The sequence below is a fragment of the Terrabacter lapilli genome (genome assembly GCF_039531305.1).
Lineage (GTDB): Bacteria > Actinomycetota > Actinomycetes > Actinomycetales > Dermatophilaceae > Terrabacter > Terrabacter lapilli.
Map to the genome: position 1 here is coordinate 402,587 of NZ_BAAAPU010000003.1, position 13,648 is coordinate 416,234.

The 13,648-nt window shown below is 69.9% G+C and carries 16 protein-coding genes; 13 read left to right on the top strand and 3 right to left on the bottom strand.

Translation table 11 applies throughout. The features are described 5' to 3' along the window. Positions 1 to 58 precede the first annotated feature (58 nt). Positions 59 to 2,422 carry a [protein-PII] uridylyltransferase gene (locus ABD241_RS03210; protein ID WP_344058354.1) on the top strand — a complete coding sequence of 788 codons (2,364 nt, stop codon included), beginning with the start codon at positions 59 to 61 and terminating at the stop codon, positions 2,420 to 2,422. Positions 2,423 to 2,451: 29 nt separating this feature from the next. Here the strand turns inward: ABD241_RS03210 and ABD241_RS03215 are convergent, their stop codons facing one another. Then, positions 2,452 to 2,886, bottom strand: a complete 435-nt coding sequence (locus tag ABD241_RS03215; RefSeq protein ID WP_344058356.1) for an NUDIX hydrolase — start codon at positions 2,884 to 2,886, stop codon at positions 2,452 to 2,454. A gap of 79 nt (positions 2,887 to 2,965) precedes the next feature. Here ABD241_RS03215 and ffh point away from each other — a divergent pair, with 79 nt between their 5' ends. From ffh to ABD241_RS03275, 12 genes are all read left to right on the top strand, one after another. Continuing rightward, positions 2,966 to 4,579 (top strand): signal recognition particle protein, encoded by a 1,614-nt coding sequence (ffh, locus tag ABD241_RS03220; RefSeq protein ID WP_344058358.1) that lies wholly within the window; start codon positions 2,966 to 2,968, stop codon positions 4,577 to 4,579. An 87-nt stretch (positions 4,580 to 4,666) separates the two neighbouring features. After that, positions 4,667 to 5,599: a tyrosine-type recombinase/integrase gene (locus ABD241_RS03225; RefSeq protein ID WP_344058360.1), complete on the top strand. Its 933-nt coding sequence runs from the start codon at positions 4,667 to 4,669 to the stop codon at positions 5,597 to 5,599. 380 nt (positions 5,600 to 5,979) lie between these two features. After that, complete coding sequence (locus ABD241_RS03230; protein ID WP_344058362.1) at positions 5,980 to 6,228, top strand: hypothetical protein; 249 nt, start codon at positions 5,980 to 5,982, stop codon at positions 6,226 to 6,228. 89 nt (positions 6,229 to 6,317) lie between these two features. Then, on the top strand, positions 6,318 to 6,569 hold the full coding sequence (locus tag ABD241_RS03235) for a FliH/SctL family protein (protein ID WP_344058364.1): 252 nt from the start codon (positions 6,318 to 6,320) through the stop codon (positions 6,567 to 6,569). Next, positions 6,569 to 6,778 carry a hypothetical protein gene (locus tag ABD241_RS03240; RefSeq protein WP_344058366.1) on the top strand — a complete coding sequence of 70 codons (210 nt, stop codon included), beginning with the start codon at positions 6,569 to 6,571 and terminating at the stop codon, positions 6,776 to 6,778. Before ABD241_RS03235 ends, ABD241_RS03240 begins: the two co-directional genes overlap by 1 nt. Further along, positions 6,775 to 8,091 carry a DUF3631 domain-containing protein gene (locus ABD241_RS03245; protein WP_344058368.1) on the top strand — a complete coding sequence of 439 codons (1,317 nt, stop codon included), beginning with the start codon at positions 6,775 to 6,777 and terminating at the stop codon, positions 8,089 to 8,091. The genes ABD241_RS03240 and ABD241_RS03245 overlap by 4 nt, the downstream gene beginning before the upstream one ends. A gap of 274 nt (positions 8,092 to 8,365) precedes the next feature. Continuing rightward, complete coding sequence (locus ABD241_RS03250; protein WP_344058370.1) at positions 8,366 to 8,623, top strand: WhiB family transcriptional regulator; 258 nt, start codon at positions 8,366 to 8,368, stop codon at positions 8,621 to 8,623. Next, positions 8,620 to 9,396 carry a hypothetical protein gene (locus ABD241_RS03255; protein WP_344058372.1) on the top strand — a complete coding sequence of 259 codons (777 nt, stop codon included), beginning with the start codon at positions 8,620 to 8,622 and terminating at the stop codon, positions 9,394 to 9,396. The genes ABD241_RS03250 and ABD241_RS03255 overlap by 4 nt, the downstream gene beginning before the upstream one ends. A 14-nt stretch (positions 9,397 to 9,410) precedes the next feature. Then, positions 9,411 to 9,581 (top strand): hypothetical protein, encoded by a 171-nt coding sequence (locus ABD241_RS03260; protein ID WP_344058374.1) that lies wholly within the window; start codon positions 9,411 to 9,413, stop codon positions 9,579 to 9,581. Between the two features lie 73 nt (positions 9,582 to 9,654). Then, entirely contained in the window at positions 9,655 to 9,918 is a 264-nt protein-coding gene (locus ABD241_RS03265) for a hypothetical protein (RefSeq protein WP_344058376.1), read from the top strand. A gap of 55 nt (positions 9,919 to 9,973) precedes the next feature. Further along, on the top strand, positions 9,974 to 10,879 hold the full coding sequence (locus ABD241_RS03270) for a hypothetical protein (RefSeq protein WP_344058378.1): 906 nt from the start codon (positions 9,974 to 9,976) through the stop codon (positions 10,877 to 10,879). A 220-nt stretch (positions 10,880 to 11,099) separates the two neighbouring features. Further along, positions 11,100 to 11,468, top strand: a complete 369-nt coding sequence (locus tag ABD241_RS03275) for an HNH endonuclease (RefSeq protein ID WP_344058380.1) — start codon at positions 11,100 to 11,102, stop codon at positions 11,466 to 11,468. Between the two features lie 86 nt (positions 11,469 to 11,554). Here ABD241_RS03275 and ABD241_RS03280 read toward each other — a convergent pair whose 3' ends face one another. Further along, on the bottom strand, positions 11,555 to 11,797 hold the full coding sequence (locus ABD241_RS03280; RefSeq protein WP_344058382.1) for a hypothetical protein: 243 nt from the start codon (positions 11,795 to 11,797) through the stop codon (positions 11,555 to 11,557). A 916-nt stretch (positions 11,798 to 12,713) separates the two neighbouring features. After that, positions 12,714 to 12,911 carry a hypothetical protein gene (locus ABD241_RS03285; protein WP_344058384.1) on the bottom strand — a complete coding sequence of 66 codons (198 nt, stop codon included), beginning with the start codon at positions 12,909 to 12,911 and terminating at the stop codon, positions 12,714 to 12,716. Between the last annotated feature and the right edge of the window lie 737 nt (positions 12,912 to 13,648).

A 13,648-nucleotide genomic window follows, 5' to 3' on the forward strand; every position in this document is an offset into this window, starting at 1 on the left:
AGCAGCCGAGCAGCCGAGCACGACAAGAGATGACGACGAGGGGACGGCGAGAGCTGACATGACGGACGTGACCACCATGCGCCTGGACCTCGCCGGCACCCGCACCTTCGCGACGCCCGGCGCCGGCCAGACCCGGCGCCGGGCGCTCGCCGAGTTCGGGTTCGGCTGGCTGCAGGAGCTGTGGCGCGACGCGTGCGCCGGGCGTCGCCACGAGGGGGTCGCGCTCGCCGCGGTCGGCTCCCTCGCCCGTGGGGACAGTGGTCCGCTCAGCGACTACGACCTCGTCCTCGTGCACCACCCCCGGGGCCTGTCCGGCAAGGAGGTCGGCGCCTTCGCCGACAAGCTCTGGTACCCGATCTGGGACGCCGGCGTCCGCCTCGACCACAGCGTCCGCACCGTCGCCGACTGCAGGGCCGTCGCGTCGGACGACCTCTCGGCCGCCGTCGGGCTGCTCGACCTGACCCACGTGGCCGGAGACGCCGACGTCGTGAACGCCGCCCGGTCCACCGTGGCCCATGACTGGCGCGCCAACGCCCGTACCCGGCTCGCCGAGATCCAGGAGTCGGTCGTGCAGCGCCACGCCCGCCAGGGTGACCTCGCCCATCTCGTCGAGCCCGACCTGAAGGAGGCGCACGGGGGGCTGCGCGACATGTCGGTCCTGCGGGCCCTGACTTCGGCCTGGCTGACGGACCGGCCGCACGGGGAGGTCGACGACGCGTACGAGCGCATCCTCGACGTGCGCGACGCCATCCACGTGGTGACCGGCCGCGGCCGCGACCGGCTCACCCGCGAGGACCAGGACGCGTGCGCCGCCCTGCTCGGCTACCCGGACGCGGACGACCTCCTCACCGACCTCTCCACCTCCGCCCGCACGATCGCGTATGCCGTCGACGGCACCCTGCGCCGGGCCATGCAGTCCCAGCGCGCCCGCACGCTCCGCGTGGGCCCCCGTCGCCCGCAGCTGGCCCCGCTCGGCTACGGCCTCTACCGGCACGACGGCGAGGCGGTCCTCGGGCCGTCGGCCGACCTGACGTCCGACCCGGTCATCCCGTTGCGCGCGGCCGTCGTGGCGGCCCGGGGCGGCATACCGCTGTCGCCGACGACCCTGCGCAACCTCGCCGCCAGCGCTCCCACGCTGCCGGAGCCGTGGCCCGAGGTGGCGCGCAACCTGTTCGCCGACCTGCTCGCGACCGGCCCCGGGCTGGTCACGGTGTGGGAGGGCCTGGACCTCGCCGGCGTCGTCGAGCGGTGGATCCCCGAGTGGCGAGCCGTGCGCAGCCGGCCGCAGCGCAACGCCGTGCACCGCCACACCGTCGACCGCCACCTCGTCGAGACCGTCGTCGCAACCAGCGGGATGGTCCGAGACGTGGCTCGCCCCGACCTGCTGATGCTCGCCGCGGTGCTGCACGACATCGGCAAGGTCGCCGGCTCCCGCGACCACTCCGCGACCGGGGCCCGACTCGCCGACACCGCGCTGCAGCGGATGGGCGTCCCGGACGCCGACCGGCAGACCGTCGTCCGGCTCGTGCGCGAGCACCTGACCCTCGTCGAGCTCGCAACGCGCCGCGACCCCGAGGACCCGGCCACGATCGCCGCCCTGTCCGAGGCCGTCGACGGCTCCGTGACGACGCTCGACCTGCTGCGTGCCCTGACCGAGGCCGACGCCTCCGCCGCCGGGCCGAAGGCGTGGAGCGACTGGCGCGCCGGCCTGGTGCAGCGCCTCTACCAGACCTGCCGGGCGACCCTGGCCGCCCGGACCCCCGAGGAGAGGGCCCTCGTCGTGGAACCCACCGACGCCCTGGCGCTGTCCGACGACGCCCTGGAGCGCGTCGCGTCCGGCGACGCCTACGTCACTGTCACCTCGCTCGGCGGGGCGCACCGGCTCGACATCGTCGACCGTGACCGTGCGGGCCTCTTCGCCGACACCGCCGGCCTGCTGGCTGCGCACGGCTTCGTCGTGCGCTCGGCCATCGTCCGCACCGTCGACGGCCTCGCCGTCAACGAGTGGTGGGTCGACTCCCCGGGCGGGGAGACGCCGCTGCCCGACGTCATCGCCCGGGACCTGCGGCGGGTGGCGGGCGGAGACCGCTCACCGCTCGGCCGGCTGCAGCGCCGCCGGTCCGCGGCGGTGCGCAGCCCCGGCTCCGGCTCGGTCGACTCGACGCGGGCGATGGTCATCACCAGCGCCTCCGACACCGCCACCGTCATCGAGGTGCGGGCCACCGACCGGCCGGGCCTGCTGCAGGACATCGGGATCACGCTCGCCCGCGCGTCCCTCTCGGTGCGCTCCGCGCACATCGCCACGTATGCCGGCCAGACCCTGGACACCTTCTACGTGACCGAGTTCGGGGGCGGCCAGCTCGCGCCGGCACGCGCCGCGCAGGCCGTGGCGATGATCATCGACACCTGCGACGCCGCCTGAGGAGGCGGCCGTCGCGGGGCCGGTGCACATCAGTCGAGGAGGCCGGCCTCGTGCAGATAAACCAGGACGAGCCGGTTTGCGGCCGACACGCGGTGGCCGTCGGCGACCGTCAGCCAGGCGATCTCCTCGATCTCGCTCGAGGGGACGAGCTCGCCGCGGTGCTCCGCCGTGTAGCAGGTCAGGCGCACCGGCCGTCCGTCCGGGCGGGTGTCGGCGGGCGCCTCGAAGGTCCCGACGTGTACGGCCGTCGCCGGGTCGATGGCGACCGCCAGCTCCTCCTCGATCTCGCGCGCGAGGGTCTGCGTGTCGCTCTCGCCCGGCTCGCGCTTGCCGCCCGGCAGGTAGAAGAGCTCGCGGCCGGCGCTGCGGGCCACGAGCAGTCGCCGGTCCACGACCTGGACCCAGGCGACCTTGTCGACGAAGGGTGGCGGGGTGGGGACGGGGCTGGCACTGGGGTCGCTCACCCACGCGACCCTACGTGCCGGCATACGGGCGAAGGGGCGGCGAGTCGGAGGTGCCCCGTGGAACGGATAACCTTGCCGGGTGTTTGCATCCCTGTCTGACCGCCTGACCGCGACGTTCAAGAACCTCCGTGGCAAGGGCCGGCTCTCGGAGTCCGACGTCAACTCGACGATCCGCGACATCCGCCTCGCCCTGCTCGACGCCGACGTCGCCCTGCCCGTCGTCAAGCGGTTCACCAGCGCGGTGCGCGAGCGCGCCCTCGGGGCCGAGGTCAGCCAGGCGCTCAACCCCGCCCAGCAGGTCGTCAAGATCGTGCAGGAGGAGCTCGTCGCCATCCTCGGCGGGCAGACGCGCACCATCCGCTTCGCCAAGCAGCCACCGACCGTCATCATGCTCGCCGGCCTGCAGGGCTCGGGCAAGACGACCTTCGCCGGCAAGCTCGGCAAGTGGCTCAAGGACCAGGGCCACACGCCGCTCCTCGTCGCCGCCGACCTGCAGCGCCCCAACGCCGTCACCCAGCTCGAGGTCGTCGGCGAGCGCGCCGGCATCCCCGTCTTCGCGCCCGAGCGCGGGAACATGGGCGGCCACGACGCCGTCCTCGACTCCGGCGAGGGCACCCGCTCCTTCGGCGACCCGGTGGCCGTGTCGCAGATGGGCATCGAGCAGGCCCGCGCCAAGCAGTACGACGTCGTCATCGTCGACACTGCCGGCCGCCTCGCCGTCGACGCCAACCTGATGCAGCAGGCGTCCGACATCCGCGCCGCCATCTCGCCCGACGAGGTGCTCTTCGTCCTCGACGCCATGATCGGCCAGGCCGCCGTCGAGACGGCCCAGGCCTTCCACGAGGGCGTGGCGTTCACCGGTGTCGTGCTCTCCAAGCTCGACGGCGACGCCCGCGGTGGCGCGGCCCTGTCGGTCGCCGAGATCACGGGCGAGCCGATCATGTTCGCCTCCACCGGTGAGAAGGTCACCGACATCGAGGTGTTCCACCCCGACCGCATGGCCAGCCGCATCCTCGACATGGGCGACGTCCTGACGCTCATCGAGCAGGCCGAGAAGGCCTTCGACAAGCGCCAGGCCGACGAGATGGCGCGCAAGTTCCTCGCGGAGGAGGACTTCACCTTCGAGGACTTCCTCCAGCAGATGAACGCCATCAAGAAGATGGGCTCGCTGAAGTCGATGCTCAAGATGATGCCGGGCATGCAGGGGATGCGTGAGCAGCTCGACGCCTTCGACGACCGCGAGTTCGACCGCGTCGAGGCCATGGTCCGCTCGATGACGCCGTTCGAGCGCACGCACCCCAAGCAGATCAACGGCTCGCGCCGCGCCCGCATCGCCAAGGGCTCCGGCGTCACCGTCACCGAGGTCAACCAGCTGCTCGAGCGCTTCGGCCAGGCGCAGAAGATGATGAAGTCGATGGCGCGCGGCGGTGGCGGCGGCATCCCCGGGATGCCGGGCATCCCGGGCTCGGGCAAGCGCGGCAAGCAGCAGCCCCAGCGCAGGAAGAGCAAGAGCGGCAACCCCGCCAAGCGGGCCGCCGAGGAGCGCGCCGCCGCACAGAAGGCGGCAGCCGGACGGGCCTCGGCGAGCGCCTTCGGCGCCCCGGCCGCGGGTCAGGAGGACGGCGACCCGCTGGCCGGGTTCGACCCCTCGAACCTGCCCAAGGGCTTCGAGAAGTTCCTCGGTAAGAGCTAGGCCCGTTTTGAGCGTGTTTCGTGCTTGGTGATGGGGACGTTAGCACAGCACAGCGCATCTACCCAAGGAAATGTTAATCTCACGGGCATGTCGGATGCTGAGCTGACCGTCCCAGACCTGCGCGAGCTGGCCGAGTCATGGGCCGTGTCGCTGCGCGCCTCGGGGAAGTCCCGCGAGACGATCCGCGTCTACCTGCGCAACGTGGGGCAGTTCCTCACGTTCTGTGAGTCGGTGGACCTGGCGCCGATGTCACGGCGCACGATGGACGCCTTCCTGGCCGACCTGCTCGACCGCGGCCGTGAAGGCTCGACCGCCAGAGGCCGGCTCACGGCTGTGAAGCAGTTCACCAAGTGGCTCGCCTCGGTCAACGAGCTCGACGTGGACCCGTTCCTGGGTGTCGCTCCACCGACGATGGACACGAAGCTCGTGCATCCCTTAAGCGATGAGCAGATACGTGGCCTGCTGGCGACATGCAGAACCCCGAAAGGTGCCACCCGAGAGCGACAGTTCCTCGACGTACGCGACGAGGCCCTGATCCGCCTCATGGTGGAGACGGGTCTGCGAGCGGGAGAGGTGCTGGCTCTGACAGTTGACGACGTGCACTGGACTGCCGACCCGCCGTTTGTGGAAGTGCACAAGTCGAAGGCCCGCCGCGGCCGGCGTGCCCCATTCAGCGCACAAGCCGCAGTGGCCATCGGCGCCTACGTCCGCGCCAGACGCCGTCAGTCGTTGGCGTCCTCGCCCTCGTTCTGGTTGGGCGCTCGACGGAACGTCCTTGCGTATGCCGGCCTGTATGACGCCCTGGAGCGTCGCGCCCTGGCTGCTGGGATCGAAGGCTTCCACCCGCACCGCATGCGCCACACGGCCGCTCATCGGTGGCTGGCCGCCGGCGGCTCCGAGGGCGGTCTCATGAGCGTGGCCGGCTGGAGTCGGCCCGACATGCTCATGCGGTACACCCGAGCTCGAGCCGAGCAGCGGGCTGCCGAAGAGGCTGCCCGGCTCAACCTGGGGGAACTTTAGTCCAATATATGAGATTTTTCCTTGACAGGCGCACTGCCACGGCTGCGAAGTACAACGTTGTGATTTAATCGATACCACAACAGAATACCGAGTGCTCAGTGTCCCCCGAACGTCCGGGAAGCCCGAGGCCCATAAAGAGGACCAGCCACCGTTAGGTGGCCGGCCAAGGAGTCCGGAACTAGGGGAGATCTCGCTTCGGCGAGACGCCAAAGAGGCCTAGCGGTCCTAGACCGCTTGGGGTGGGTAGCCACTGAGAACTGACGGGAGTACCACCCCCCGCCGGGTTCGAGGAGTCGCAGATCGACTCTCTCGCGCTCGGCGTTCGTGCGTCTAGGGACTCCCAGATGAACCAAAGTGAACGGTCTCTCCTTGGCCGTGTCATGGCCCACTCGTCGTGGGCCAACACCGTGGACCGCAGTGCCCGCACCGCGCCCGCCCGCGCCGCCTTGGATGCCAAGTTCCTGGCCCAGGCCGAGGGCGACCCCGAGCGAGCCGAACATCTACGTAAGGCGCACTTCGCCCGGCTGGCGCTGAAGTCGGCTCAGGCTCGTCGCAAGGCCCGCGAGGCCACCGAGGCCGCACAGGCTGCCGAGGCAGAGCTGTCAGCCATGGGTGGTGAGTCGGCCTGATGCTGGACAAGCGAAACCCCGAGGCGGGCGACCTCGGGGTAAAGAATCTCGCTGCTGGCAAGCCGCTCGATCACCCTCACTGTACCGCAATGGCGTCCCAGCAGCCTTGGGCGGCCGGCCGGCCACTGACCGACTACACCGGCCCCGAGTTCGTCGCCTTCTCCGAGGGCTACGCGTCCGGATATGTCGCCGGCGTCGAGCGCGGCCGCCAGCTCGCGGACGACGAGGCGGCAGCCCTCTGGCGCAACGCTGCCCGCGTCGTGCACACGCTCGCCAACGTCCCCACGCATGACGAGCTCGAGCGTATCCGCCGTGACTACTCGGCGCGGCGGTCGGCATGATGCGCGTCTACATCTACGACGGCACCGACCCCAGGCACGTCCTCGTGCGTGGCCCGGTGGGCGACTCACTCCGAGCCGCACATGTGCCAGCCCTCTGGAGCAACCGCTCCCGCGGATGGTGGCTGCGCCGTGAGCGCGTGGCCGACGTCCTCGCCCAGCTCGACCGGCAGGGCTACGACGTCCGGCCCCGGCGCGGTGATGCCCGATGAGCGACTACTACGACGGCCCCGTGCCGGACCCCTTCGAACCACCGCACTACGGCGCCGACCTGCTCGACGAGGTCGAGGCGATGCTGTCTCGGTTCGTGGCCTTCCCGTCCGAGGAGACGCGCGTGGCCACGGTCCTGTGGATCGCACACGCGCACAGTGTCGACGCCTTCGAGACGACACCGCGCCTCGCCTTCCTCTCGCCCGAGCCGGGCAGTGGCAAGACTCGCGCCCTCGAGATCGTCGAAATGTTGGTCCCCAACCCCGTCCTGACGGTGAACGCGACTCCCGCCTATCTGATTCGACGGCTCGCAGACGAGAACCGGCCAACGCTCCTGTTCGACGAGATCGACACCGTATTTGGCCCCAAGGCCAAGTCGGACAACGAAGAGGTCCGCGGCCTGATCAACTCCGGATACCGCCGCGGCGCGACCTCTGGCCGATGTGTCATCAAGGGCAAAAGTGTTGAGGTCGAGGACTTCCCGTCCTTCGCGGCCGTAGCCCTGGCCGGCCTTGACGATCTGCCGGACACCATCGCAACGCGCGCCGTCCTCGTCAGGATGCGACGTCGGGCACCGCACGAGCGAGTGCAGCCCTACCGCCGCCGCGTCCATGAGACCCCGGGCCACGAGCTGCGCGACCGGCTCGCCTCGTGGGTGCACTCTCGGTACTCGGAGCTCGAGGGCGCATGGCCCGAGCTTCCCGCAGGCATCGAGGACCGCGACGCCGACGTGTGGGAACCGCTCATCGCGATAGCCGACGCGGCTGGGCGCGAGTGGCCCGACCGAGCGAGGGTTTCGGCGGTTTCGCTGGTTTCGCTTTCCCGGCAGGAGAGAGGCGGGCTTGGCATCCGACTGCTGGCCGACATTCGCCGCGTGTTCGAGGGCGCCGAGCACATGGGCACCGACGAACTTCTCGACGCACTGCATCGGCTCGACGAGGCGCCGTGGGACGACCTCAAGGGCAAGCCGCTCGACGCCCGCGGCCTCGCGTTCCGTCTGGGCAAGTACGGCATCGGCCCCAGGCAGCTCAAGGCCATCAACCGCAAGGGCTACCGACGAGACGACCTCGCGGACGCCTGGAGCCGCTACCTCCCTGTCGTTTCACATGACCTAGGAGGGGGGGTAACCCAAGATACCCCTTGGGGTATCACGCACCCGGAGGACGTGGCCTCTCTCCCTCAATGGGGAAGGGAAACCCCCGAAACCAGCGAAACCCGACCGTTCCCCCTCGTGTCGGGCCCCGGCCGTTGTCCCGGCTGCGGATTCCATGTCGCCACCCAAGGCCATCGCGCGGGCTGCGAGGCGGCAGCATGACCGCCGCGCCGAGCGTCACCCCGTACGCCGTGGTGCCGAACCCCCAGCGTTCCGGCTGGGTCATGGTGTGGGTCTGCTGCCCGCACTGCGGTCAGACGCATGTCCACGGTGGCCCGAGTGCTGACTACACCGGCCATAGGTCTGCCGACTGTGGCGCGACGCTCGGTTACCACGTCCGAGTGGCCGTGGTGGATGTCGCGCCCAAGTGCCCCGTTTGTGGCGGCAGCCTCCGCCCCGGCGTGACCGTGCATCCCTCCTGCCAGCGAGGCGCCCCATGAGCGCCCACGAAGCCCTCGCTAGAGCTCTCGAGGACGCCGCCGACGCCGGTCTGCGCATCCCCTGCGCCGGCTCGGACGACTGGATCTCAGAGGACCCCAACACGCGCACCCAAGCCGCCCGCCGATGCGACGGCTGCCCGTGCATCACCGAGTGCGCCGCCGCCGCCGACGAGACCAGAGAGCGGTTCGGCGTCTGGGCCGGCCGCGACCGATCCCCACAACCCCCCAAGACCAAGAAGGACACAGCAGCATGAGCAAGCAACCTGACCCCTGGCGTTCCCTCACCGGCGAGATTGTCGCCCTCAAACGCCGCGTGGACGACCTCGCGCGTCGCTCGCCGTACACCGGAACCGGCATGGCCCCCAACGGCGACAACGGCCTGACTGTCGACGGCGACCTCAACATCGCGGACGTCGGCCGGCTGTCGTTCCCTGCGGGTGGCTCGATGCTCGCCAACGACCTGCAGGGCCGGCAGTACGCCTACCTTGGCGGATATGTGACCAATGGCTTCGGCATGACGCTGACCCGCCTCAATGGGCAGCCCGCGCTCGTGTTCGCCGACGACGACACGCTGCTCGAGGCCGTGCAACGGCTGCGCCTGTTCGACTCCAACGGCAAGCCCCTCATCACCGAGGACAGCACCGGAAGCGGCGCCGCGTGGCCCCTCGCGCCGATCCCCTTCTCGGGCATGTCGTGGGCCACCTGGGATAACAACACCACCACCGGATGGGTCACCGTCGCAAGCGCCCTGACCTACAAGAGCAGCGCCCGCCTGTACGCCGTCGCGAACCACATCGCAGACGGCACAGCGGCAGGGGAAGTGCGCCTGCTCGCCAACGGCTCCCAGCTCGGACCGACCGCGACCGTCGCCAACCTCGCCATGGGACAGACCACCTTCGGCACACCCGCCGCGCTCCCCGGCGCCATCGGTGACCCCATCACCCTCGAGCTGCAGGCCCGCAACACCAGCGGCAGCGGCAAGACCTACGCCCGCATCACCACCGCCATGCAGTGGCCGAGCGCCTGACAGGAGAACACCCGATGAGCACCGACTACCTCCCCCCGATTCCGGCCCCCGAGCCGCCCATCTCCGACTACGCGCCGCCCGCCATCGACCGCGACCTGCGCAACCTCGACCCGATGCCAACTGTCGAGCAGCAGCCCGCGCCGACCACCCAGCCGAGCGAGGAGGTCCCGCCCCGTGCCATCTGAGCCCGAGCAGGTCCGCGGCGTCCCCGTGCCCCGATTCATCCACGAGCCCGACTGCACCCGCCCACTGTCGCGGATGAGCTGGCGCATCGGGGAGGAGGGTGACCGCCTCTGGAAGTGCCACGCCTGCGGCCGATTCAAGGTCGAGGACACCCGAGCCGAGACCGAAGCAGCCACAGCCGCAGCAGAGCAGCGCCTACAGCGCCGCGGGTACGTCTGCCGGCCGCACTACGCCCAGGTCAATTGGCAAGGCGCCGGCTGCCAGCGCTGCGCCGCCGAGATAGCGATGAGCAAGGCCCAGCGCCGCAGCCGGCGCACCGAAGCAGCCACCGAATGGTGACCCCTCGCACAACCCCCAAGACAACCCCCAGCCCCACCCAAGGAGCACCCACAGCATGAACACCACCGACCGCACCAAGGCCCTGTTCGCAGCCGTCGAGAACGGCCACTACACCCTGCCCGCCCGCCTCACGAAGATGCGCACCGGACTCCAAGCACTCTGGCAGCACCAGCTCGACCCCAGCCCCGACGAGTCCGACACCCACGCCCGCCTCGTCCTCGAGATGGCCGACGCTGCCGAGGCCGGACGCCCCCTGCCCGACGTCACCACACTCGAAGCCACTCGCGCCGCCCAGCGTGCGCACGCCGACGCCGTGAGCGTCACCCTGGCAGCCGCAGACGCCCTGCTCAACCGCCTCAACGCCGCCACCGCCGACGCCGCCGAGGAGATCATCACCGAACACCTGCGGCCCAGGTTCGACGCTGCTCTCGCCGCCCTCACCGACGCATGCGCCATCACCGGCAAGTACGCCGACGACCCCGCCGCAGCGCTCTCGGCACCGGCCAAGGACCGCGCCGCATTCGTGGCCGTCACCGAGCACATCGGCGTGCTGGACGTCCTCTACGGCGCGCGCCGCGTCCTCACCGACCTGGGCGCCCGACCCGCCCTCGACACCGAGGGAGAGTTCGCCTCGATCCGCAACATGGACGAGCTGTGGCCACGCGCCACCCGGCAGTACGCCTCGCGCCCCTGGGGGCAGGGAGCGGACGGCACGAAGTGGCTCATCCGCAACGGCGGCCATCTCTGGCTGCCCACCCCCGACGAGCAGGACGCACGCTTCGAGCAGGTCTACGGCGAAGCCCAGCGCGCCGCAGCCGCCCGCCACCAGATCGCCTCAGCGATGCGCGGCGGATTCGGCGCCACGCCGGCCTACGCCACCCAGCCCGGGCCGGCAGCCCCGCCCGTGAACCGCAGCGCCCAGTACGCCGGCGCAATGGGACTCGACGTCAGCGCCGACTGACCAACCAACAACGCCCGGGCTGGGCGTGAACGCCACCCACACCTACGCGCGAGTGTGGGAGCGATGGCAGCGAGGGTCGAGTCACGACCTCCTGGTCCCCGAAGACCTGCCAGCGCCCAGCCCGGACCCACCCGGCCGGGGGTCCTCGAGCAGCCCTCGACGGACCCCTCGTCGGCATAGGTCCGCTAACACACACAGAGAGTCAGAGGGAGCAACCCACATGGCAGGCGAGCACCGCCTCAAAGCCAACGGCCACCGATACCGCGAAGCCAAAGCCCGGTTCGTCCGCAACGCCGAACCGTGGTGCGGCATCTGCGGCGCCGAGGTAGACAAGACCCTCAAGTGGCCCCACCCCGACAGCCCATCAGTCGACCACGTCATCCCGCTGGCCAAGGGCGGAGACGCGATGGACACCAAGGCGTGGCAGCTCGCGCACCTCCACTGCAACCGCGACAAGTCCGACCGCCTCGACTACGGACAGCCAACCGCATGCCCCATGCTGCACTGCCCACCCGGACCGGCCACGCCTGAATGCCCCTACGGTCCGGGCTTCCACTGGCCCAAGCCGACAGTCCGACTCGCATGGTGAAGGGGTGGGGAGGCACCCCCAGTCGAGCGCCACGGACCACTCGTCGGCATAGGTCCGCTTTCTCTCTCCACGCGTTTCTGAGGCGGCTAGTCGGCCTCGTCCGGCCGAAGCTCCTGCACTGAATGGACGATCTGCCCCGCTAGCGCCACCGCTTGGTCGTCGCTCAACCGGTAGTCGGCGACGAAGTTGCCGTTTTGACGGAAGGACAGTGACACCTGACCGTCAGCCGCCTCTGCCTTCATGTCGAACCATGGCACAACGGCGCCGCGCATCTGTGTCTCGTCGCGGAAGGTGACCCACTGGCCTTCGGTTGCAGCTGACGAACTCATCCCATCCGAGGCCTGATGTGGCGCAGCCCGCTCCGTGGGGGGCTGGGCGGGCTGCGCCAAGGTGCCCCAAACGGCGCCGGGGGATGCCGCTTAGGGCGTGAGTGCGCCCGACCGAGACAGGGGAGGCTCAGCGGGCGCGACAGCGAGAATGCCAGATCGCTAAGACCCCTGTCCATATGAGGCGGGCTGGTAGTCGTCGGAGACTTCGCCGGTCTGGCTGACACCGACAACGGGCGCGATTGGCCGGAGATCGGCCCAGGTGACACCTCGGGTATCACCTGGGCGTCAGCAAGTCGCTAGTAGCCGACGACCTCCGGTCAGGTGTAGGGGCCCCTACACATGACGGCGGCTCGCGACCTCGATGCAGGTGTAACGATGTGACACCTGACTTCGACATCGAGACCGGCGAAGTCACCGACGCCCCCCATATGAGAGCAGAGCAACACCCCCGCCCGGGGGTGGTCGGGGGTGCGCCACTCGCCGCTTACCCCCCGCTCACGCGGCGATGCAGGTCGAGGGAAGTGCAAGGTATGCGTCCCGGTCTAGTGCGCGAAGTTTCCTGTGAATCGCGTCGAATGCGTTGTGGGAACTGCCATCCGTCTGTCAGCGTGTTCTCAGGTAGGGGACGTCATCGCGTGGGCAGGCGATGGCCGTGGCGGCGCCTCTAGAGGTGTGGGATTGAGGCGCCGCCAGCGCCGCCCAAAACGGCGCACTGCCAAGCTCCCTGGAGGGATGAGTCCTGGCAGCCGCTGCATCTACACCCTTAGGGCGTTGACTAGCCCATCCTCGCCGGACGTCTCTTTCCCTGTGGGCCTTTTCCGAGATCTTTGCCGAACACGGATGAGCGCGGGCCGCCGATCGAACGGACAAGACAACGCCCCGACCGACAGGGGAGGCGGTCGAGGCGTTGCGGACGTCAGACTACTTGGAGACGTGGGCGTCCGGGTGCCTGGGTGACGTCGAAGGCCGGCGAGACGAGCACGGACACCGGCACACCGACAGCCTCGCTAACGACTGCGAGTGTGTCCATCGTCATGGGGCGGTCGGTATTGGCGAGCAGGGCCGCCATGTTGTCGCCGAATGCACGCGCCATCCGCTGCAAGTCGTCGCTCACCGGCCCGCCCGATCGGCACGCTTGGCTGCCAAGGACGCCTCGACATCGGGGAACAGTGACGTGCTGAGGCCGCACTGCCCGGCCCCGTTGCACTCCTGACCTGTCAGGCGCATCCAGAGCGCGTGCTGCCCCTTTGCGCGGTCGGGGAGGATGCAGACGTCGACAGCGCATCGGTCGCGCTTGAGTCGTCGAGTGGCGTATCTGGGTGTGGTGTGCGAGACACTAATGGTCATGATCGTTTCTCCTCGGTAACAGGTTGATTCGGTTCTAGGCCCCCGAGCCGACGCTTCCTCGTCGGCCGGGGCCGTTTTCTTCATACCTCACAAGTCGGGCACCACGGCGCAGACCCGCGAGCGGGGCAGGGGTGTGGCGAACCCCCCCAAAGGCCGACCCGGCTTGTTCGCTCCCAGCCACGACTCATGGCCTCACCGCGAGTGGCGGCAAGGCTGGCCGTCGACTCACGGGCTGCCGTCGACTGCTGGCCTGTGAGCGTTCCTCGCCGGTTCGAGGAACGGGGGTCGATTCCCGGGTGCGTCGTCTGTTTTGGTGTCGCGGCTAGGGCACTGTCCGACGCCGCGTGAAGCGTGGCCCGCTAGTCCATGGCCCCTGCCTCTCGCAGTGCCGCCTTGGAGCGCTTAGCCGCCCTCAGGGCGGCCGCTTCCTCGAGCAGCGCGGGCAGGCAGCCGCAGGCGTGGCGGGCGTCGTGATGGTGCCCGATGCATCGGTCGTCGGGGCAT

What these genes read in the sequence shown, in the direction of transcription:
- ABD241_RS03240 (WP_344058366.1), top strand. Translation starts at nt 6,569, where the DNA reads ATGCGCGTCTACATCTACGACGGCACCGACCCCAGGCACGTCCTCGTG.
- ABD241_RS03260 (WP_344058374.1), top strand. Translation starts at nt 9,411, where the DNA reads ATGAGCACCGACTACCTCCCCCCGATTCCGGCCCCCGAGCCGCCCATC.
- ABD241_RS03210 (WP_344058354.1), top strand. Translation starts at nt 59, where the DNA reads ATGACGGACGTGACCACCATGCGCCTGGACCTCGCCGGCACCCGCACC.
- ABD241_RS03245 (WP_344058368.1), top strand. Translation starts at nt 6,775, where the DNA reads ATGAGCGACTACTACGACGGCCCCGTGCCGGACCCCTTCGAACCACCG.
- ABD241_RS03275 (WP_344058380.1), top strand. Translation starts at nt 11,100, where the DNA reads ATGGCAGGCGAGCACCGCCTCAAAGCCAACGGCCACCGATACCGCGAA.
- ABD241_RS03250 (WP_344058370.1), top strand. Translation starts at nt 8,366, where the DNA reads ATGAGCGCCCACGAAGCCCTCGCTAGAGCTCTCGAGGACGCCGCCGAC.
- ABD241_RS03225 (WP_344058360.1), top strand. Translation starts at nt 4,667, where the DNA reads ATGTCGGATGCTGAGCTGACCGTCCCAGACCTGCGCGAGCTGGCCGAG.
- ABD241_RS03235 (WP_344058364.1), top strand. Translation starts at nt 6,318, where the DNA reads ATGGCGTCCCAGCAGCCTTGGGCGGCCGGCCGGCCACTGACCGACTAC.
- ABD241_RS03270 (WP_344058378.1), top strand. Translation starts at nt 9,974, where the DNA reads ATGAACACCACCGACCGCACCAAGGCCCTGTTCGCAGCCGTCGAGAAC.
- ABD241_RS03280 (WP_344058382.1), bottom strand. Translation starts at nt 11,797, where the DNA reads ATGAGTTCGTCAGCTGCAACCGAAGGCCAGTGGGTCACCTTCCGCGAC.
- ABD241_RS03255 (WP_344058372.1), top strand. Translation starts at nt 8,620, where the DNA reads ATGAGCAAGCAACCTGACCCCTGGCGTTCCCTCACCGGCGAGATTGTC.
- ABD241_RS03230 (WP_344058362.1), top strand. Translation starts at nt 5,980, where the DNA reads ATGGCCCACTCGTCGTGGGCCAACACCGTGGACCGCAGTGCCCGCACC.
- ABD241_RS03265 (WP_344058376.1), top strand. Translation starts at nt 9,655, where the DNA reads ATGAGCTGGCGCATCGGGGAGGAGGGTGACCGCCTCTGGAAGTGCCAC.